The following is a 19,865-nucleotide window of genomic DNA, read 5'->3' as shown; positions in this document are numbered from 1 at the left end:
GTCCTTGACCCGTCTCCCCACATCTCCCTCACACCCGCCCTCCTCGGTGACTCTCTTCGGCGACATCACGCCACCAGGTGACTACGCATTGTAGCTAGTACGTCACGCTGTGTCATGATTCGCCGTCAAGCACCTAATTTCAGGGGTTAGTGATTGATTCATGGGTAATCTTGCTTCTTTTTGCTGATCTGGAGGCATTTGTACAAGAAAGTACGGGCATCCCTCGTCACGGCGAGATGGTGCGAATTCCGCGATATCTCGCCGCGGTCGAGAACCCAGATAGGGGGAGACATGCGGATGAACATTCGCACGGGAGCTGCCCTCGGCATCTCCGGGCTCGTGCTGGGCGGCGCGGCCGTGGTCGCGCCCGCCGCTCAGGCGTCCACCGTCGCCGGCACCACCACGGCCGTCGCCGCCAAGGCGACCACCGCGACCGCCACGTCGCACCGCTGCGGCAGGAAGCGCTGCCACCGCAGCTTCCACACCTGGGGCTACAAGCGCTACTACTTCGGCCCCCTGGGTGAGCTGCGCGAGCGCGGCTTCAGCGTCAAGACCCGCGGCCACAAGCGCCTCGGCGGCCTCGGCTGGGGCGGCCTCGGCGGCTTCGGCGGCTGGGGCGGTCTCGGCGGCTTCGGCGGCTGGGGCTGGTGACGCCGTCCACAAGTGATCACAATGGCGGGCGTTCCGTGCACGGCACGGGACGCCCGTCCCGTGTTTCCACAGATCACCATCGTGAGCGGGGAATGGGCCGGCGCCTGGGCAATGCCTCCGGCGGTGACATCATCGGCCTCCGCCGCGAGACGGGATTCTCCTCCTTTCGGGCCAGTGCCCGCCCCCCCGAAAGAATGGGGCCTTCTGGGGAATTGCGATCTGCCGATGCGACCGCCGAGGCGCTCAGTGCTGGGCGTCGGCATCGTCGATCAGGCGTTGCAGGCGCGAGGCGCGCCACGGGGTGATGGTGCGCTCGCGGACGCGGGTGACGACGGTGGCGCGGAGCTGCTCGATGCGGGCGTCCACGCTGCGCTCGATGCCCGCGCGGGCCTCCCGGATGGCGGCGTCGATGAGGTTGGTCAGGTCCAGGCCCACGTCGGGCCGGATCTCGCGGGCCTCCACGCCGTTCTGCACGGACATGCGCAGGAGCAGCAGCGCGTCGCCGTCCTCGTGCTCCCGCTTCCACTCGGAGCCGCGCCGCTTCCGCGGCCGGTCGGAGTCGTCGTCGGGCGGGTCCGGGACGGGGGAGGAGGGCGTCGAGGTCGCGGGCGGCCGGAACGAAGGGGGCGGCGTTCCGGGCGTCGACGTGCGCGGCGGGGCGAGGGTGGGCTGGCTGCGGTCCAGCGGGGTCAGGTCGATCCCGGCGTACAGGACGGTCGCGGCGGTGGCGGTCGAGACCAGGCTGCCCGCGATCGGCAGGAGCATCCGCAGGACGCGGTGCCCGCGGGCGCGGACCCCGGCCGGACGGCCGCCGGCGGCCGGCGGCGCGGCGCGGTGGTCGAGAGGCTCGACGATCTCGTCGGTCGGCGCGGGGCGCCGCCCGGTGTCCGTTCCCCGGTCCGTCTCAGCCGTCATGGTCGTCCAGGACGCGGGTCAGTTCGGCGGCGGCGTCCGGGGTCAGCGCGCGCTCCCGGAGCCGCGTGTCGATCCTGCGGCGCAGCTCCTCGACGCGGGAGTCCGCGTCGACGGCGTGGCCCGTGACCAGCTCGTTGCGCAGATTGTTGATGTGGTTGTTCAGGTCGACGGCCACGTCCGGCCGCATCCGCCCGGTGGCCTGCGCGCCGTCCACGATCGGCTGCAGCCGTCCGAGGAGGCCGAGCAGCCCGGTGTCCGCGGCCTCGCGGGCGGCCGGCGGCTCGGAGGGGACGGGCTCGGAGGGGACGGGCTCGGAGGGGAAGGGCGCGGAGGGGAAAGGCGCGGAGGGGAAGGGCGCGGACGGCTCGGTGTCCGGCGCCGGCGCCTCGGAGGGCGTCTCGGCGGGCGCCGCGGAGACGCCGCCGGCCGGGGGCGGTTGCGGGGCGGCGACCTCCCTGGCCGCGGGCGCGGGGCGGTTCAGCGCGATCATCATCGCGATGACGGCGGCGGCCGCGACGGCGACCGCCGCGATGAGGACGGGCCGCCGGTCCGCGGGCGGCGGGCCGGGCGGGGGAGGAGCGTCCAAGAGCTCGGTCCGCTGGTCGCCGCGTCCCCCGGCGAGGTCCCGGCCGCCGTCGGCACCGGGCCGCGGCGCGTCGCCGCGCCCGGCGGACAGGCTCGCCAGGTCGATCCGGTCGCGGACGGACGCGGACGGCGCCGCCGCGCGGGTGAGCACGTCGGCGACGCGGCTCATGGGCGGCCGCTCCCCGGGATCGGCGGCGCGGCATTCGTCGCGGAGGAGCGCGACCTCGTCGGGGACGCGCGCCGCCGCCGGGCCCGCGTCCAGGCAGGCGGCGAGCAGCTCCCCGAACGCGCGGACGTCGTCGGCCTCGGCGGCGGCTCGACCGACGCGCGCCTCGACGGGCGCGGTGCCGGCGGCCGGCTCCGCCGGTTCGCACGCGCGGGCGGGCGCGGAGCGCAGCACCGCCCCGATGCCCACGTCCACGATCTTCACGCCGCCGGGGGTGAGGAAGACCCGGCGGGGCGTCAGGTCGCCGTGCGTCACCCCGTCGCGGTGCGCGACCGCCAGCGCGGCGGCGACCCTGGCGCAGATCTCCAGCGCCTCGCCCGCGGGCAGCGGGGCGCGGTCGAGGCGCGCCGCCAGGCTCTCGCCCTCCAGGTACTCGGTGACGAGGTAGGGGACGGACCGTCCGGCGGCGTCGCGGGTGCGGTCGCAGTCGTAGATGGCGGCGAAACCAGCGTGCGGCACGCCCGCGGCCCGGCTCGCCAGCCGGTCGAAGTCGCGGACGCGGTCGGCGCCCCCCAGCCGGACCGGGTCGGGCAGCTTGATGGCGACGGAGCGGCTCAGCGCCTCGTCCCAGGCGCGCCACACCTCCATGGCGTCCCCGTCGTCGAGGCGCTCCATCAGCCGGTAGCGCTCGGCGAGCCGCAGCTCCGGCTTCACCGGACCGGCCTTCCGCGCGCGCAGGCCGTACATCTCAGCACGTCCAGCAATACGCGGCGCGCCCCCCAGGGGTTCGACGCGCCGACGCGCCCGCCGGGCGCCGCGCGGGGGGCGGGACGGCGGCGCCGCGACATGAAAAACCCGTCCGCGCGAGGCGGACGGGCGGTGCGCGGACGCGCCGTCGAACGGCGCGTCCGCCGGGCTCACACGTGGTCGACGACCGTCACCTGCTCGGGAAAGCGCGCCCGATACTCGGCGATCTTGTTCTCCAGCCTGGTCACCGCGCGGCTGTAGTCCCGGCTGGACAGCCAGAACTTGTAGATGATCACGAGCTCGAAGGCCAGCAGCCCGGCGGCGGCCACGACGGTCACCGGAATGATCGCGCCCGGCACCGCGGCGGCGATCACCGGGCCGACGATGAACACGCCCATCTGGAACTCGATGCCGCTGATCAGGTGCGGGCGGATGCGGCCGCGCAGCAGGGCGTTGCGGATCCGCGCGTACCAGGGGAACTTCCGGTTGAACTCCTGCTGCATGAGCAGGTTGGCCTGCTGGGTGGTGTCGCCGACGACCCGGTCCTCCATGTCGGCCTCCGGGTCCGGGCGCAGCGCGCCCTGGGCCGACGCCAGGTCCTGGTCCACCGCCGTGGCCGCGGCCGCCCCGCCCTCGGCGCGCCGCGCGGCCTCCTCCAGCGTCCGCGCCTCCTCCTGCAGCTGGCGCAGCTTGTTGCGCATCTGCGAACGCACCTTGTAGATCTCCAGGGCGTCCATGTAGCGCAGCATGTCCAGGAACACCACGGCCAGCCCGGTCCACACGTACGCGACGTTGCCGGTGGCCGCGTACTGCCCGCCCATCAGCGCGATCGCGCAGGCCAGCACCCGCACCCGGTCGAAGATGTAGTCCAGCCAGGCGCCGAACACCGACCCGGTGCCCTTCAGCCGGGCGATCTTGCCGTCCATGCAGTCGAGCGTGAACGACAGGTGGTACAGCACCGCGCCGAGCAGCAGGAACTGCCACTCCGCCACCGCGTAGCAGGCGCCCGCGCCCAGCCCCAGGATCAGCGCGCCCACGGTGAGCTGGTTGGGCGTGATGTTGGTGCGGTTCGCCGTGAAACGCACCAGGCGGGATGCCAGCGGGTCGACCAGCAGCACGGTCCACCATGCGTCACGCGCCTTGTACGTCCGTTCGCGAACGTCCGCGAGCGTGAAGTTCGCCATGGAGAGCTGTCCTTTCAACTTGTGGCTGGAGGCTTCCCGCCGTCGATCCACGCGAACCCCAAGACGCGGCGACCGTCCAGGTGGCCCGCTCGGCGGCTCCGAGCGCCATCGGCCGCGGGGGGCTGCGAGCGCGCACCCGCCGACCGGGGGCTCGATGGTATCGCCCTGACACGGGGTGTCCGCCGGGGAGACGCGCGATTCGTCATCTTATGGTGATCAATAACGCCTCGCGGCGCCCGGCGGACCCCCGACGGCCGGGCGGCCCCCGGCCGGGAACCGGGGGCCGCCGACGGCGACGGGCGAAGGCCCCTCAGAGCGACAGCAGCCGGTCGACGACCCGCGCCGCGGCCTGCCCGTCGTCCTTCGGGCAGTACCGCTCGCGGAAGGCGCGGTAGGCCGCGGCGTGCTCGAGGGCGAGGGAGTCCACGCGGCGCAGCGCGTCCACGACCTCGTCCGGCTCGCGCAGCAGCGGACCCGGCGCCTCCGCGGCCAGGTCGAAGTACGCCCCGCGCAGTTCCTCCTGGTAGAAGTCCAGGTCGGGGGTGTAGAGGAGGATCGGCCGACCGGTCGCGGTGAAGTCGAACATGGCCGACGAATAGTCGGTGATCAGCACGTCCGCGACCAGGAACAGCTCGGTGACGTCCGGGTAGTGGGTGACGTCCACCACCCGGTCCCCGACGCCGACGGTCCGGTCGGCCACCAGGTGGTGCTGGCGGACGAGGAGCACGTGGTCGTCGCCGAGCGCGGCGGCGAGCCGGTCGACGTCCAGCACGAGCTCGGCCTTCCGGCCCGCGGTCTGCCAGACGTCCTCTCGCCAGGTCGGCGCGTACAGCACCGTGCGGCGCCCCGCCGACAGCCCGAGCCGCTTGCGCACCTGCTGCGCCCGCTCATGCCGGTCGGCGGCGAACAGCAGGTCGTTGCGCGGATACCCGGTCTCCCAGACCTCGCCCTCGTAGCGGAACGCGCTGCGCAGCACCTGCGTGACGTGCGGGCCGGACGACAGCAGGACGTCCCAGAAGGGCACGTCCTCGACGAACCGGCCGAGCGTGGCGATGCCCCCGGCGATCCGGCCGCCCCGCACCAGGTCGTAGCCGATGTGCTTGTACGGGGTGCCGTGCCAGGTCTGCAGGTACACCTGGCCGTGGCGCTTCTCGAACCCCTGCATCTGCGGGCCGTTGTTGACGATGTACCGGGCCGCCGACGTCAGCTCGTGGTGCTCGCGGCTGCCGCGCAGCACCGTCTTCCCGCCGTCCGGCACCCGGAACTGCCCGTCGGAGGTGCACCACACCAGCTCCAGGCCCGTGTCGCGGCGCCTGAGCTCCTCGTAGATCGCCTGCGGGTTGCACGCGTACCGCTGGCCCGCGTAGCTCTCGAACACCGCCACGTCGCGCAGCGGCGCGGTGTTGGACGCGGAGAAGTACCGCCGCTGCAGCTTGCGCTGCGCGTACGGGCCCCGCTCGTCGTCCGACAGCGCCGGGCGGATCCACAGGTGCAGCAGGTCCCGGCTGACCTGCAGCGCCAGCTCGTGGACGCCGACGAACCGCGGCTCGGGCAGCGACGCGCGGGCCTGCCGGTCGATCCCGACGGCCACGTCGCCGTTCGGGCCCGGGGCGTAGAAGTCCCACCGGCCGCTCGGCAGCGGCAGCGGCCCGTCGAACGACGTCCACCGGGCGTCCAGCAGCGCCGTGAACTCCGCGCCGTCCCACGTCAGCGGCACCTCGTGCACCGTGCTCGAGCGGCGCCGCCGCATCACCAGGCGGTCGGGGCGGGTGCCGGGGTCGGCGCACGCGCCGCGCAGCTCGATCGTGGTGCCCTCCAGCCAGCGCACGCCCGTCACCACCAGGCGCGGCGACCGCTCCACCAGCGTCAGGTTGCCGTACTTGGTGCTGATGACGTCGTACTCGCGGCCCGCCACGGTCTCGCGCAGCCCGAGCAGGTCGGCCTCGACGCCCAGGCGCAGCTTGCCGCGCCCCTTGACCTGCAGCGACACGTCCCAGTCGATGCTGTCGCCGGTCACCGCGGCCTCGGCCGCGCCGGTCTGCTCGACCAGCTTGGCCAGCTCGATGGCGGCGGTGAACTCCACCCGTCCGCCGACGCCCGTCCCGGTGTGCCGCACCGGGAACTTCACCGAGGTCTTGCCCTGCCGGAACGACACCAGCAGCTGCCCGCCGGTCACGTACGCCGCGTCCTCGCGCCGCACCCACCCGGTCAGCTCGATGGCGCCGTCGCCGCCCCGCACGTCGGTGACCTGCGCGCGGATCGGCTGCACGCCGATGAGCAGCTCGCGCGCCTGGGTGTACTTGGGCTTGACCTGGCGGCCGGGGGCGACCTCGTGCGCCGGAGGCCACAGGCCCGCGCCCTTGGGGCCGGCGAGCCGGCCGCGCCGCTTCTCCCCGTGCGTGGTGACGGTGACGAACACGTGCCAGTTGCCGTGCCCCGGGCCGAGCTTGGCCGGGTCCAGCTCGAACACGAACCCGGACCAGTCGAGGTCGGCGGTGGCCTGCCCGCTGCCAGCCGTCACGTCCGGGCGCCGCACCCGCTGCACCTCGGGCCGGATCACCTTGGGGAACAGCCGCAGCAGCCGCCGGCGCAGCTCGATCTCGATCACCGAGTCGTCGGGGGACGACACGTCCAGCCGGTCGATGTAGGCGTGGCCCTCGATGCGCAGCCTGCCGTTGCGCCACGACACCTCGTCGATGCCGGTCTTCAGCTGGAGCTCGTCCTCCGACAGCTCGAACAGCCGGTCGGGGAACCGCGGGTCGCCCAGGAACGGGTAGTCGCCGTACCAGCGGCCGGGCGCGCCCTCCCGCCGGATGGCGCTGGTGCGCTGCGGGTGCCGCTTGGAGAACGAGACGATCTCCACCAGCTCCGGCATCATCCGCTGCCGCACCGCGTGGAACTTCAGCCGGTCGATGGCGGGCAGGTCGTCGTACAGCTTCGGGTCGACGGTGTCGAGGAACTCGTTGACGATGTCGAAGAACGTCTCGCGGTACTGGTCGTCGCCCTGGTCGACGATGTTGACGTAGATGCGGATGTCGTCGCGCAGCGTCGAGGCGTCGTAGGCGTTCTTCAGGTCCGACGCGTGCTCGGCGAGGAACTGCGACGCCGACCGCACCGACCGGATGCGGTCGGCCAGGTTGCCCGGCTCGGTGCGCCGCTGGGTGATGGACCGGGCTCCGGTCTCGCGGACCCGCCAGTGGTAGACGACCTCGTGCAGCACGTCCACCCGCTTGGCGAGCACGTGCGCGGGGATGGTCACCGGCGCGTCCTCGTACAGCCCCGACGGGAACTCGAAGCCGTGCCGGTCCCAGAACGAGCGGCGGAACACCTTGTTCCAGGCGGTGCGGTCGCGCAGCAGCTCGGGGAACTCGCGGACGTGGGTGCGCTTGCGCGTCACCGGGAAGATCTTCTGGTGCACGCCCGAGTGCGTCAGCCCGTCGACGCCGAACCGCCGCACCGCGCCGCACGCGATGTCCGAGCCGGTCTCCTCCAGCGACGACACCATCAGGTCGTAGGCGTACCGCGGGATGATGTCGTCGCTGTCGGCGAACGCCAGGTACTTGCCGGTGGCGTGCGGCACGCCGGCGTTGCGCGCCGGGCCGAGCCCTTGGTTCTCCTGCTGGACGAGCCGGAACCGGGAGTCGCGTTCGGCGAAGTCCTTGGCGATCGTCGCGCTGCCGTCGGTGGACCCGTCGTCCACCATGATGACTTCCAGATCCCTCAGGGTCTGCCCGGCGATGGACTCCAGGCAGGGCTCGAGATACGCCTCGACGTTGTAGAAGGGGACGACGACGCTCAGCAGTGGTGACACTTTTTTCTCGGCTTTCCCGACGGAGGTGCGCCCGACACTGGACGCTGGGGGCGACCCGGGCCGGCGGGGCGGCGCTCGGGGGACTCTGGCAGAGTAGCCAACCGCTTAACGAACGACCGGTTCCGCGTGTTTCGCGGAGGAGTCCGCCGTCGTGGAGGGGCCCGACGCCTGCGGCGGACGCGGCTTCTTGGCCTTGGACTTGGCCGAGGGGCCGGCCCCGAGGTGGCGGAACCGCGTGAACGCCCACGTCATCTTCGGCTCCAGCGCCCAGCTCATGCAGCGGACCACCGGCTTGGTGCACAGCACGGTGCCGACGACCAGCGCGATCGCGATGATGGCCAGCACGCCCGGCGTGGTGTTCATCCAGGGCAGGTCCCACCAGCCGAGGAACTTCAGCAGCCGGGTGTAGAAGCCGTGCAGCAGGTAGGTGTACAGGGTGTACGCGCCGAGCTTGGTGAACCAGGTGCGGCGCCGCGGCACCACCGAGAGGAAGGCGAACACCAGCGCCGTCGCGCAGACCATCATGCCGAGCCGCATGAGCGTGCCGGTGACGTTGTCCACGCCCAGCTCGGAGTGGGGGTCCTTCCAGTAGATCCAGTCCCGCGACATGCGGTTCATGACCAGGTAGGCGCAGCCCAGCCCGCCCGCGAGCACGACGACGCCGAACACCCGCGACAGCGGGCGCTTGATGATCTCGAAGTGCTCGGGCCGCAGCATCAGGCCCAGCACGTAGAACGGCAGCAGCCCGATGACGCGGTGGATGTTGAACGTGCCGCCCATCTCGCTCATGTACGACATCAGCGAGAAGCCCAACGCCACCGCCAGCGGCCACCGGATCTGCTGCCACACCGGCGTGGACAGCCGCCACATGAACAGCGCGCACAGGAACCAGGTCAGGTAGTACGGCTTGAGCAGGCTGATCTCCAGCTCGTTGCGCCCGACCAGCCAGTCGTAGGTGGAGTAGGCCGTCTCGAACACCACGTACGGCACGCCGACGTTGGTGATGAGCTTGCGCGCCTTGCCCGGGGAGGCCGACCAATGCCGCGAGAAGTAGCCGGTGATCACGATGAACAGCGGCATGTGGAACATGTAGATGAAGATGTACAGGCCTTTGGCCAGCGGCACCTCCATCAGGCCGGCGATCGAGTGGCCCACCACCACCAGAAGGATCGCCAGGAACTTGGCGTTGTCGAAGAACGGGTCGCGCTCCTTGCGGCGCGGCGCCGCGCCCTTGCCGCCGCCTCCCGCTCCCGGCTTGCCCTTGGTCGCGGCTCCGCCGCCGGACGGGGCCTTCCCCGAGTAGACCACCGTGTCGGAGGACGGCCCGCCCTGCGCGGGCACGGCCGCGCCGCCGAAGGGGCCGCCGGGCGTGTCGTCGCGCGGGGCCGCGGGGGCGGGGACGGGCTCGTGCCGGCCGGGCGCGGGGGGACCTCCCCCGTTCTCCGGTGTCGCGGTCGGTGCGGGGTCGTTCTGCGGAGCTGCGCTCGGCCTGGTCGGATGAGTCATGAGCCCGGGTGCGGGATTCTCCCTAGTTGGCTGCTGGGGTCATTCTTTGCAGATGTCGTCGGTCGCCCGGATCTCGCCCTGCTGACGCGGGATGCCGGTCTGCACCCCCTGGGCGGTCTTGAGCGCCTGCCAGTCCGAGCCGACCACCAGGTCCACCGTGCCGGGGACGGCGTCGCCCATGCGCGGGGCGGGCTTGGGCCCGCTCGGGATCAGTCCGGCCAGCGTCTGCGCCTGCTGGTCGGCACCGGCACCGTACAGCACTTTGGTGGTCCGTGAGGCGGGCATGTTGCCGCCGACGCTGACCTGGAAGCCCTGTTCCTCCAGATCGTCGGCGACCCGGCGCGCCTGGCCGTTGATGCCGCTGGCGTTGTAGACGCGCACCCGGATCTGGCTCGGCGGGATCTTGGGGCCGGCGTTCTGCTTGCGCTGGCTCGGCACGGTCTTGTCGTTGCGCAGCGCGGTGAAGAACTGGTCGGCGGCGGGCTGGGTGAGCTGGAGCCGGTTCGGGTCCTGCACCCACGGACCGGACGGGACCGTCACGAAGCGCAGCTTGCCCGACGTCAGGCCCTGCATCCCCTGGGCGATCTGCATCATCACCCGCGGGGTGAGGTCGTCGTCGGTGGTCAGCGACTTGGTCCCCGCGTTGATCAGCGCCCACAGGCGGCTGGGGTTGGTGAGCACGCCCGCGCTCAGCGCCTTGTTGGCCAGCGAGCCCATGAACTTCTGCTGGCGCTTGATGCGGGCGGTGTCGGAGCCGTCGCCGAGGGCGTAGCGGGCGCGCACGTACGCCAGGGCCGTCTCGCCCTTGATGACGTGGCGGCCCTTGGACAGCCGGAGCTTGGACTTGGGGTCGTTGACGTCCTTGGGCAGGCACACCTCGACGCCGCCGACGGCCTCGGTGATGGCCTTGAACCCCTGGAAGTCGACCTGCACGAAGTGGTCGATGTGGATCTTGGTGAGGTGCTCGATCGTCTTGACCGTGCAGGACGCGCCGCCGTAGGTGAACGAGTTGTTGATCTGGTCGAGCGACCGGGCCGGGGTCTTGGTGCCGTCCTTGCGGGTGCACGACGGGATGGGGATCATCAGGTCGCGCGGGAAGCTCACGCCGATCGCCTGCCCGCCGCCCGGCGACAGGTGCAGCAAAATCATGGTGTCCGACCGCGGCGGGTCGTTCCTCAGGCTGCGGCCGTACTTGGCGTTGGCGCCCTCGCGGGTGTCCGACCCGAGCAGCAGGATGTTCAGCGCGTTGTTCAGCTTCTTCGGCCGGTTGGGACCGACCAGGGCGTCGGTGTCCTCGTGCGTGATGTTGCCGAACGCCTGGCGGTAGAAGCCGTAGGCGGTCAGGCTCCCGACGACCATGGCCGCCGACAGTCCGATGGACACCCAGCCCAGGATGCGCCAGCCGCGTCGACGCGCCGGCTCGGGCTGCAGCTCGGCGTCGTCGACGTACTCCATGTACATCGGGTTGCTGCTCATCGGCTCCGTGGTGGGGCTCTGCCGCCCCTCAGGGGTCGGAAACAAGGGGAAGGTTAGGTCAAAGGAGGCGGCGCACGGACCCGGTTGCGTCATTCCATCCGGACACGCCCGCCACCGCTGTCACATGCTCCAGGATGACTCGGCGATCTACGGCTGCTTTGTTCGGGTTTCGTTGGATTATGACGGAAGCTCCTGAGGCCAGTGGGGCGACCAGCCCGCACAGAACCCCGTTCAGTGTGGTGAAGGGCAGATCGACCAGGATCCGGTCGCTCGCGCCCAGCCCCCATTTCTCCACCGCCGCGCGCGCCTCGTATGTCACACCTGCCGCGCTGAGTGTGGTTTTTGTCACAAGTCTCCCCGGTACCGTGAGGGCGGGATCGTCCGGAGTGACCGAAGGGTCCGGGGTGAACCGGTCGCCGTGGGCGCGGACCTCCGCCGCGTAGTCGACCACGCCCGGCGGGCACGCGGCCAGCGGGCCGCCCAGCGAGTGCAGCGACAACCCGACGATCTCTTCGGTCCCGGCGTCGTCGATCACCGTGTCCAGCACCTCCTCGGCGGCCGCCAGGAGGTACGGACCGGACGGGACGGCCGGTTCGCCCGCCTCGCCGCCCGGCTCGGCGCCCGCCGTGGCCGGGTCGCCCGGCGGCGGGACCGGCTCGGCTACCAGGCCCGCCGACCAGCAGGCCATCAGCCACACCGCGGTCTGCCAGTGCGGCGGCAGCATGAGCACCACCCGGTCGCCGGGCTGCGCCCCCAGCCCGTCGACGAGCAGGTTCGCGGTCTTGGCGACCCAGTTGTCGAAGGTCCGGGCCGACAGTTCGACGCGTTCGTCGGTCGCGTCGTCGTAGAACGTCACGAAGGGCCGGGACGGGTCCGTCGCCACCCGTCGACGCAGCAGCTCGGCTGGTCCGATCTCGGTCATGTGTCCCGAGCGTAGAACCCGCGGCGCCGATCGCCCGGCTGCCCCGGTGATCACGGCGCGCCCGCGCCGCGCGTCGCGGCCCGCTACGCTCCGCACCGATGATTCGACCGAGGAAGAGCCGATGAGCGCCGGGCGCGTCCTGGCGCGCGCCGGCGTCGTCCCGGCCCTGCTGATCGCGGCGTGGCTGGCGGCGTCGCTGCCGCTGCTGCTCGCGGGCGCCTTCCGCCCCGGCCCGGCCGTCGCCCTGTTCGCCGCGACCGCGGCGGCGGCGCTCTGGCTCGCCCTGCGCGTGCCGCCGGCCGAGGACGACACGCGGCCCGTGACCTGGCGGGCGGCGGGGGGCGTGTTCGCGGTCGGGGCCGTCTTCCTCGTCTTCCAGGCCGTCATGGCCTCCGAGCAGATCATCGTGCGCCGCGACCCGGCGTCGTACGTGCAGTTCGCGACCTGGCTGAGCGAGCACGGCTCGCTGCCCATTCCGCAGATGCGGTGGGCGTTCGGCGGGGGAGACCCCGCGCTGACGTACGACAGCCCCGCCTTCTACCAAAGGGGCGGCGTCATCGTCCCGCAGTTCATGGCGGGACTGCCGATGCTCCTCGCGCTGGGCGGCTGGATCGCCGGGACCCACGGGATGCTGCTGATGGCGCCCCTCCTCGGCGCCTGCGCGGTGGTGTCGTTCGGGGGGCTGACCGCGCGTCTGGTGGGGCCGAACTGGGCGCCGCTCGGCGCGCTTGCGCTCGCGTCGACCCTGCCGATGCTGTGGGTGTCGCGTTCCACCTACAGCGAGCTTCCCGCCCTGGTGCTGCTGCTGGGCGGCTTGGCGCTGGTGCACGACGCCCAGCGCCGCCAGGTGCGGACGCAGGCGTTCCTGGCCGGGCTGGCGTTCGGGCTCATCGTGCTCGTGCGCATCGACGCGCTCCGGGACGTGCTGCCGGTCGTCGTGTTCGCCGGGCTGCTGATGGGGCTCGGGCGCCGGACCGGATGGCCGCTGGGCCTGGGGCTGCTCATCGGCGCCGGCGCGGGACTGGTCGAAGGGTTCGTCCTGTCCCGCCCCTACCTGGAATACCTGCACGCGTCGCTGAACCCGCTCCTGTACATCGCCGCCGCGCTGGTGGTCGCGACCCTGCTCATGGCGGTCGCGTTGCGGTGGGACGCGACCGGCCGGCGGTTGCGGGGCCTCGGCGCGGCCGTGGCGCGCGGGCGGCTGCCGGACGTCGCGGCCGCGCTCACCGTGCTGGTCGTGGCCGCGTTCGCCGTCCGGCCGCTGCTGCAGACCGTCCGCCGGGAGCCGCGCACGGCCGACGACCGGCTGAACGCCGACTTCATCGCGCAGGTGCAGCGCATCAACCACCTGCCGATCGACGGCACCCGGCAGTACTCGGAGCTGTCGTACCACTGGGTCGTCTGGTACATCGGCGTGCCGGCCGCGCTGCTGGCCGCGCTCGGCGCGGCGCTGCTGGTCCGCCGCCTGCTGCGCGGCCGCTCCCCGGAATGGGCGCTGCCGTTCGCCGTCGTGGCGTGGACGACCGTCACCACGCTGCTGCGTCCGGCCATCACCCCTGACCACCCGTGGGCGTCGCGGCGGCTCATCGCCGTGGTCATCCCGGGCATGCTGCTGCTCGCGCTGTGGGCGGCCGCATGGGCGCCGCGCAGGATCCGCCGCGCCGGGCACGGGACGCGGGCCGTGCGGGCGGCCGCCGCGGGCGGCGCGGTGCTCATCGTCGCCCCCATCATGATCATGTCGGCGGCGTACGCGGCGGTGCGCACCGAGCAGGGCGAGGTCGCGGCCGTGCGGGGGATGTGCGACCGGCTCGGCCCGGGACGCTCCGTCGTGATCGTCGAACGCGCCACCGCCGACCGCTTCTCCCAGGTCGTGCGCGGCATGTGCGGGCTGCCCGCCGCGCGCACGGTCCCCGACGCCGGCGCCGGCGACGTCCGCCGGATCGTCCGCCGGATCTACGACGCGGGACGGCGCCCGGCGATCCTCGGCGGCGCGGCGTCCGACGTGGCGCCCTACGGGCGGCCGGTGCGGGTGCTGCACCTGCGGACCCGCCAGGACCAGCGCACCCTGACCAAGGCGCCGACGGGCACCTGGAGCATGTCCGTCGACGTGTGGATGGCCGAGCCGCCCCGCCCCTGACCCGTCCCCGGCGCCGGTGCCCGTCTCCCGGCCGCGGACGGCGGCCGGCTGGCGGCGTCGCCCGCGGCGGTCGGCCCATGGTGGCCGACCCGCGCCGTCCGGGCGAGTATCCTCGCCCTGCGTGAGCACCGAGCCCGAGCCCACCGTGCCCGCCGAGCCTCCCGAGAACGTGCACGTGACGATCGTCCTGCCGTGCTACAACGAGCAGGACCACGTCATCGACGAGGTCGAGCGCATCTGCAAGGCCATGGACAACAGCGGCCAGTCCTACGAGCTGCTGGCCATCGACGACTGCTCCACCGACGCCACCCTGGAGCGCCTGCGCGAGGCCGAACCCCGCTTCCCGAACATGCGGGTCATCGCGTTCCAGCACAACAGCGGCTCGGGCACCGTGCGGCGCATCGGCACCCAGCAGGCGCGCGGCGACATCGTGGTGTGGACCGACGCCGACATGTCCTACCCGAACGACCGCATCCCCGAGCTGGTCGAGATCCTCGACGACGACCCGTCGATCGACCAGGTCGTCGGCGCCCGCAAGACCGAGGAGGGCACGCACAAGCTGCTGCGGGTGCCCGCCAAGTGGTTCATCCGCAAGGTCGCCGAGCGGCTCACCAACACCAAGATCCCGGACCTGAACTCCGGGCTGCGCGCGTTCCGCCGCGAGGTGGCCAAGCCCTACCTGCGGCTGCTGCCGCCCGGGTTCTCCTGCGTCACCACGATCACGATCGCGTTCCTGTCGAACCAGCACCCGATCCGGTACGTGCCGATCGACTACTTCAAGCGGGCGGGCAAGTCCAAGTTCCACTTCACCAAGGACGCCTACCGCTACATCCTGCAGGTGCTGCGGATGGTGATGTACTTCAACCCGCTGAAGGTGCTGATGCCGCCCGCCCTGTGGCTCCTGGGCATCGGCATCGTCAAGGGCGTGTTCGACATGGTCGTGCACTTCGGGTACTTCGCCAACAACACCGTGATGATCTTCATCAGCGGGCTGCTCATCGCCTCGCTGGCGCTGCTGGCCGACCTGATCGTGCGCTCGCGCGGCGACACGTGAGACGCGGGGCCGCATGAAGATCGCGATCGTGGGGCCCGCGTTCCCCTACAAGGGGGGCGGCGCCCATCACACCACCGAACTGGCGCACCGCCTGGCGGCGGCCGGGCACGACGTCGTCATCGAGTCGTGGCGCGCCCAGTACCCGTCGTTCCTGTACCCGGGGCAGCAGACCATCTCCGAACCCGAGGGCGAGCCCTTCCCCGGGACGCGCCGCCGCCTCGACTGGCGGCGCCCCGACGGCTGGTGGCGCACCGGCCGGGCCCTGCGTTCGCACGACCTGGTCGTGCTGGCCGTGCTCAGCCCCGTGCAGGTCCCGTCGTACCTGGGCATCCTCGGCGGGCTGGGGCGGCGGACCCGCGCGGTGGCGCTCTGCCACAACGTCCTGCCGCACGAGCGCAAGCCCTACGACCGGCCGCTGATGAAGGCGCTGCTGCGCCGGGTCGGCGGGGTGCTCGTCCACACCGAGCAGCAGGCGGCGCTCGCGCGTCAGCTCACCGACCGTCCGGTGCGGGCGGCGGAGATGCCCGCGCATCTGCCCACGCCCCGGGTGGAGACGGACAGGCCCGAGGGGGTCCGGCGCCGGCTGCTGTTCTTCGGGATCGTCCGTCCCTACAAGGGGCTGGACGTGCTCCTGCGGGCCCTCGCCGCCGGTCCGGAGGACGTGTCGCTCACCGTGGCCGGGGAGTTCTGGGGCGGGCTGGAGGAGACCCGCGCGCTCATCGCCGAACTCGGGCTGACCGACCGGGTGGAGCTGCGGCCGGGGTACGTGCCCGCCGCCGACGTCCCGGCCCTGTTCGCCGCGGCCGACGCGCTCGTCCTGCCGTACCGGTCGGCCACGGCGTCGCAGAACGTGTGGATGGCCTACGAACACGGCGTGCCCGTCATCGCCACGCGGGTGGGCGGCTTCGCCGACCAGGTCCGCGACGGGGTCGACGGCCTGATCTGCGAACCCGACGACCCGGGCTCGCTCGCCGACGCCCTCAAGCGCTTCTACGCGCCGGGGGAGCCGGAGCGGCTGCGCTCCGGCGTCCGCCCGGTCGACCACGAACCCGTGTGGGCCGCCTACCTGGAGGCGCTCACGGGCCCCTTCACCCAGTCCTCCTAGGTCCCGGCCCTCCCGGACCGCTCCGGGCAGCGGGGGCGCGGCCCTCGCACGCGCCTCACACGTGCTCGTCGATGACCTTGAGGAGCGCCCGCTTGGGCTTGCTGCCGACGATCTGCTCGACGAGCTCGCCGTTCTTGTAGAGGTTGAGCGTCGGCAGGCTCATCACGCCGTACCGGGCGCCGGTCTGCGGGTTGGCGTCCGCGTCGATCTTGGCGACGGTCAGGCGGCCGGCGTACTCCTGCGCGATCTCGTCCAGCACCGGAGCGAGCTGCTTGCACGGGCCGCACCAGTCGGCCCAGAAGTCGACCAGTACGGGCAGGTCGCTCTTGAGCACCTTCTCGTCGAAGGTGTCGTCGGTCACGGTGATGGGAGCGGTCACGTTCACTCCTTACTCGACGGCGTACCGGGAACAAGGCGATCATCGCGTGCGGCATTCCCGCGCCCCGCGCCGCGCGGGCGAAGGCCCGGCCGGTCCGCGCCGGGCGCTCCCGCGCCGCCCGGCGAGCGGGCGGTCAGCAGCGCCGCGCCCGCGTTGACCAGGTCGGCGAGGGTCAGCAGCACGCGGGACGCGATCGCCACCACGATCGGCGCCCCGGCGGGCAGCCAGGACGACAGCACCAGCACCAGCGCCGCCTCGCGGGCGCCCAGGCCGGACGGCGCGATGAACACCAGGAACCCCGTCACGAACGCCAGCGCGTACGCGCCCGTCGCCGCGAACGGCAGCCCGGCCCCTTCGCCGCCCACCGCCGCGCACAGCAGCCAGGTGTGCACGCCGAACAGCGCCCACGCCAGCATCGTCCAGGCCACCGCGCGCAGCGTCACGCCCAGGCCGACCGCGTGCTCCAGCGGCGGCCGGCGCACCAGCCGCAGCGCCGTGTTCAGGAACCAGGTGACGATCCGGGGATGCAGCGCGCCCAGCAGCAGCGGCGCGAGCAGGAACAGCCACCAGTACCGGTCGCGGGCCGCCTGCGAGGTCAGCGGAAGCGTCACCGACGCGACGGCGAGCCCGCACGCGCACGTCGTCGCCACCGCCAGCAGCACGGAACTGAAGTTGCGCAGCCGCGGCACCTGGTAGGCCCGTCCCATCTCCACCTGGGTGACGAGCGCCCACACCTTGCCCGGCACGTACTTGCCGAGCTGGGACACGGCGTTGATGCGGAAGGCCACCCCGAGCGGCAACGGCGACCCCAGCCCGCCCAGCAGCGCCCGCCAGGCCACCATCCAGGAGAACAACCCGGCGAGGCCCGCCGCGAACGCGCCCAGCAGCGTCGCCCAGGACATCTGCTGGAACGCCCGTACCGTCTCGTCCCACCGGCTGATGAGGCTGTAGGCGCAAAAGCCCAGGGCGAGCAGCACGAGCAGGACGCGCACCGCCCGCATCGCCACGGCCTTCACAGTCACCCGCCCAGACTAGGCGAATTGGACGGCGGACCTGACGCGCCCCACCGAGGGCGCGTCCCCGGGGGGCGAAGCCCTCCGGTGGTTCCCCAGACGCGCCATCTTCTTCCTGGCTGCCCCCGGCCATCGGCGAGGCGCCCTATTGTGGGCTGACGATGAAACTCTCCGATGTGGTCGCCTTCATGGGGCACCAGGTGCACGTGTGCCGGTTCCGCGAGGCGGGGACGCTGCTCGACTGGATGGGCCGCGACCTGCGCGGCAAGCGCGTCCTGGACGTGGCCGGCGGCGACGGCTACTGGGCCGGCCGGGCCCGCCGGCGCGGCGCCCAGGCGGTGTCGATCGACCTGTCCCGCAAGAAGATGCTGTACGGGCGGACCCTCGCCGACGCGCCCGCCCTCATCGAATGCGACGCCCTGCGCCTGCCGTTCGCCGACGCGTCGTTCGACGCGATCCTGTCCGTCTGCGCGATCGAGCACTTCGACGACGGCGGGACGTCCCTGGACGAGATGGCGCGGGTGCTCAAGCCCGGCGGCGAGATCTTCATGTCCGCCGACGTGCTCAGCCGCGCCGACGCCTGGCCCAAGCTGCGCGACGCGCACAAGGCCAAGTACCACGTCCAGCACACCTACACGCACGAGTCGCTGCGCAAGCTCATGGACGAGCGCGACCTGGACCTGGTGCGGCACTCCTACCAGTTCCGCACCGCCGCCGCCGAGCGCCTGTACCTGTCGCTGTCGGCCTACGGCGGCCGGGTGGGCTTCAACGCCGCCGCCCCGCTGACGCCGCTCGTGGCGCTCGCCGACCGGCGCGCCCCCAACGAGCGCGGCAGCATCGTGCTGGTCCACGCGCGCAAACGATGATCACGTCGGGGTCCGCGCCCGGCCGCCGCGGTGGGCGTAGGCTTGCGGGGGAGGAGTGATCCCCGTCACTTCCACCGAACCGGAATAGGGGTGGACCCGTGACGCATCGGATTCTGCTCGACGCCACCGCCGTGCCCGCCGACCGCGGCGCGCTCAGCCGGTACGTCGACGGCCTGCTCGCGGCGCTGCACGCGCTCGGCGCCGATCTCGCGGTGGCCTGCCAGCGCGCCGACGAACGCCGCTACGCCGACCTGGTGCCCGGCGCCCGCGTCGTGCCCGGGCCGGCCGCGCTGGCGCACCGCGCGTCCCGCCTGGCCTGGGAGCAGACCGGACTGCCGTACCTGGCGCGGCAGGTGGGGGCCGACGTGCTGCACGTCCCCGCCTACGCCATGCCCATGGCGGCGGACCTGCCGACCGTGGTCACCATCCACGACGTCACGCTGTTCACCGAGCCGGGCGACGACCCGATCCGCGCCACCTACGTCAAGTCGGCGACCCGCACCGCCGTCCGCCGCGCCACCCGGCTGATCGCGCCGTCCCGCGCCACCCGCGACGGGCTGGTGCGGATGCTGGACGCCGACCCGTCCCACATCGACGTGGCCTACCACGGCGTCGACCACGGGCTGTTCCACCGCCCGTCGGAGGAGGAGGCCAAGCGGGTCTCCGACCGGCTCGGCCTGCACGGCCGCCCGTACATCGCCTACCTGGGCGCCCTGGAGCCGCGCAAGAACGTGCCGAACCTGATCCGCGGCTGGGCGAAGGCGTGCGCGCGGCGCGACGACCCGCCCGCGCTGGTGCTGGCGGGCAGCGGCGGCTGGGACGACGAGATCGACGCCGCGCTGGCCGCCGTCCCCCCGCACCTCAAGATCGTCCGCCCCGGGTACCTGCCGTGGTCGGCGCTGCCGGGCTTCTTCGGCGGGGCGCTGGCCGTGGCGCTGCCCAGCCGCGGCGAGGGCTTCGGCCTGCCCGTCCTGGAGGCCATGGCCTGCGGCGCCGCGGTGCTGACGACGCGGCGCGGCCCGCTGCCGGAGGTCGGCGGGGACGCCGTCGCCTACACCGAGCCCGACGCCGACGGCATCGCCGCGGCCCTGTCCGCGCTGATCGACGACCCGTCCGGCCGCCGCGCCCTGGGGGAGGCCGCCGTCGAACGCGCCCGCCGCTTCACCTGGACGGCCTCCGCCGAAAACCATCTGGCGTCCTACCGGCGGGCCGTGGAGCAGTACGCCGCCGCCTCCTCCGCCGGAGGAGAAGCACCCTAGATATGCCCAAAGGTACGTGACCTCGCCGTTTTCGCGGGATTGCCACTAGGCTCGCTCGGACCTGACGCCGTGGGAGCCGGGCCGCGTCC

15 protein-coding genes are annotated in these 19,865 nt (G+C 72.7%); 6 read left to right on the top strand and 9 right to left on the bottom strand.

From position 1 onward, the window contains the following. Window positions 1-297: 297 nt before the first annotated feature. Window positions 298-651 carry a hypothetical protein gene (locus AR3_RS30975; protein WP_169803776.1) on the top strand — a complete coding sequence of 118 codons (354 nt, stop codon included), beginning with the start codon at window positions 298-300 and terminating at the stop codon, window positions 649-651. Window positions 652-894: 243 nt separating this feature from the next. Here AR3_RS30975 and AR3_RS02850 read toward each other — a convergent pair whose 3' ends face one another. The 7 genes from AR3_RS02850 to AR3_RS02820 all read right to left on the bottom strand — a co-directional run bounded on the left by AR3_RS02850 (window position 895) and on the right by AR3_RS02820 (window position 11,963). Further along, entirely contained in the window at window positions 895-1,566 is a 672-nt protein-coding gene (locus tag AR3_RS02850) for a hypothetical protein (protein WP_067907848.1), read from the bottom strand. Then, window positions 1,556-3,064, bottom strand: coding sequence for a protein kinase domain-containing protein (locus tag AR3_RS02845; RefSeq protein WP_067907845.1), 1,509 nt, complete (start codon window positions 3,062-3,064; stop codon window positions 1,556-1,558). The genes AR3_RS02850 and AR3_RS02845 overlap by 11 nt, the downstream gene beginning before the upstream one ends. 170 nt (window positions 3,065-3,234) lie before the next feature. After that, a complete protein-coding gene (locus tag AR3_RS02840; protein WP_067907842.1) occupies window positions 3,235-4,248 on the bottom strand; it encodes a CDP-alcohol phosphatidyltransferase family protein in 1,014 nt (337 codons plus the stop codon). Window positions 4,249-4,558: 310 nt separating this feature from the next. After that, window positions 4,559-8,059, bottom strand: a complete 3,501-nt coding sequence (locus AR3_RS02835) for a bifunctional glycosyltransferase/CDP-glycerol:glycerophosphate glycerophosphotransferase (protein ID WP_067907839.1) — start codon at window positions 8,057-8,059, stop codon at window positions 4,559-4,561. Window positions 8,060-8,164: 105 nt separating this feature from the next. Further along, a complete protein-coding gene (locus tag AR3_RS02830) occupies window positions 8,165-9,565 on the bottom strand; it encodes an acyltransferase family protein (RefSeq protein ID WP_083950875.1) in 1,401 nt (466 codons plus the stop codon). Between the two features lie 39 nt (window positions 9,566-9,604). Next, window positions 9,605-11,041 (bottom strand): LCP family protein, encoded by a 1,437-nt coding sequence (locus AR3_RS02825; RefSeq protein WP_067907836.1) that lies wholly within the window; start codon window positions 11,039-11,041, stop codon window positions 9,605-9,607. Window positions 11,042-11,099: 58 nt separating this feature from the next. Further along, window positions 11,100-11,963: a TIGR03089 family protein gene (locus AR3_RS02820; protein WP_067907834.1), complete on the bottom strand. Its 864-nt coding sequence runs from the start codon at window positions 11,961-11,963 to the stop codon at window positions 11,100-11,102. Window positions 11,964-12,084: 121 nt separating this feature from the next. On the opposite strand from AR3_RS02820, the gene AR3_RS02815 reads away from it, so the two are divergent. From AR3_RS02815 to AR3_RS02805, 3 genes are all read left to right on the top strand, one after another. Then, window positions 12,085-14,100: a glycosyltransferase family protein gene (locus AR3_RS02815; RefSeq protein WP_067907832.1), complete on the top strand. Its 2,016-nt coding sequence runs from the start codon at window positions 12,085-12,087 to the stop codon at window positions 14,098-14,100. Window positions 14,101-14,221: 121 nt separating this feature from the next. Then, window positions 14,222-15,154, top strand: a complete 933-nt coding sequence (locus AR3_RS02810) for a glycosyltransferase family 2 protein (RefSeq protein ID WP_067907829.1) — start codon at window positions 14,222-14,224, stop codon at window positions 15,152-15,154. A 13-nt stretch (window positions 15,155-15,167) separates the two neighbouring features. Next, the gene (locus tag AR3_RS02805) at window positions 15,168-16,259 is read left to right on the top strand and encodes a glycosyltransferase family 4 protein (protein ID WP_067907826.1); all 1,092 of its coding nucleotides are present in this window, start codon (window positions 15,168-15,170) and stop codon (window positions 16,257-16,259) included. Window positions 16,260-16,314: 55 nt separating this feature from the next. Here AR3_RS02805 and trxA read toward each other — a convergent pair whose 3' ends face one another. Continuing rightward, window positions 16,315-16,638, bottom strand: coding sequence for a thioredoxin (gene trxA / locus AR3_RS02800; RefSeq protein WP_067907900.1), 324 nt, complete (start codon window positions 16,636-16,638; stop codon window positions 16,315-16,317). 2 nt (window positions 16,639-16,640) lie between these two features. Continuing rightward, a complete protein-coding gene (locus tag AR3_RS02795) occupies window positions 16,641-17,660 on the bottom strand; it encodes a lysylphosphatidylglycerol synthase domain-containing protein (protein ID WP_227022927.1) in 1,020 nt (339 codons plus the stop codon). 152 nt (window positions 17,661-17,812) lie between these two features. On the opposite strand from AR3_RS02795, the gene AR3_RS02790 reads away from it, so the two are divergent. Together AR3_RS02790 and AR3_RS02785 are read left to right on the top strand one after the other, a co-directional pair. After that, window positions 17,813-18,517 carry a class I SAM-dependent methyltransferase gene (locus AR3_RS02790; protein WP_067907822.1) on the top strand — a complete coding sequence of 235 codons (705 nt, stop codon included), beginning with the start codon at window positions 17,813-17,815 and terminating at the stop codon, window positions 18,515-18,517. Window positions 18,518-18,615: 98 nt separating this feature from the next. Next, a complete protein-coding gene (locus AR3_RS02785) occupies window positions 18,616-19,776 on the top strand; it encodes a glycosyltransferase family 4 protein (protein WP_106258090.1) in 1,161 nt (386 codons plus the stop codon). The last annotated feature ends 89 nt before the right edge of the window (window positions 19,777-19,865 follow it).

Origin of the sequence: Actinomadura rubrobrunea NBRC 15275, from assembly GCF_001552235.1 — a bacterium.
Lineage (GTDB): Bacteria > Actinomycetota > Actinomycetes > Streptosporangiales > Streptosporangiaceae > Spirillospora > Spirillospora viridilutea.
The sequence above is the reverse complement of the archived record's forward strand: the minus strand, read 5'-3'. Positions and strand labels throughout refer to the sequence as shown.

Coding starts and splice junctions, on each gene's coding strand:
- AR3_RS30975 (WP_169803776.1), top strand. CDS start 298: ATGAACATTCGCACGGGAGCTGCCCTCGGCATCTCCGGGCTCGTGCTG.
- AR3_RS02850 (WP_067907848.1), bottom strand. CDS start 1,566: ATGACGGCTGAGACGGACCGGGGAACGGACACCGGGCGGCGCCCCGCG.
- AR3_RS02845 (WP_067907845.1), bottom strand. CDS start 3,064: ATGTACGGCCTGCGCGCGCGGAAGGCCGGTCCGGTGAAGCCGGAGCTG.
- AR3_RS02840 (WP_067907842.1), bottom strand. CDS start 4,248: ATGGCGAACTTCACGCTCGCGGACGTTCGCGAACGGACGTACAAGGCG.
- AR3_RS02830 (WP_083950875.1), bottom strand. CDS start 9,565: ATGACTCATCCGACCAGGCCGAGCGCAGCTCCGCAGAACGACCCCGCA.
- AR3_RS02825 (WP_067907836.1), bottom strand. CDS start 11,041: ATGAGCAGCAACCCGATGTACATGGAGTACGTCGACGACGCCGAGCTG.
- AR3_RS02820 (WP_067907834.1), bottom strand. CDS start 11,963: ATGACCGAGATCGGACCAGCCGAGCTGCTGCGTCGACGGGTGGCGACG.
- AR3_RS02815 (WP_067907832.1), top strand. CDS start 12,085: ATGAGCGCCGGGCGCGTCCTGGCGCGCGCCGGCGTCGTCCCGGCCCTG.
- AR3_RS02805 (WP_067907826.1), top strand. CDS start 15,168: ATGAAGATCGCGATCGTGGGGCCCGCGTTCCCCTACAAGGGGGGCGGC.
- AR3_RS02790 (WP_067907822.1), top strand. CDS start 17,813: ATGAAACTCTCCGATGTGGTCGCCTTCATGGGGCACCAGGTGCACGTG.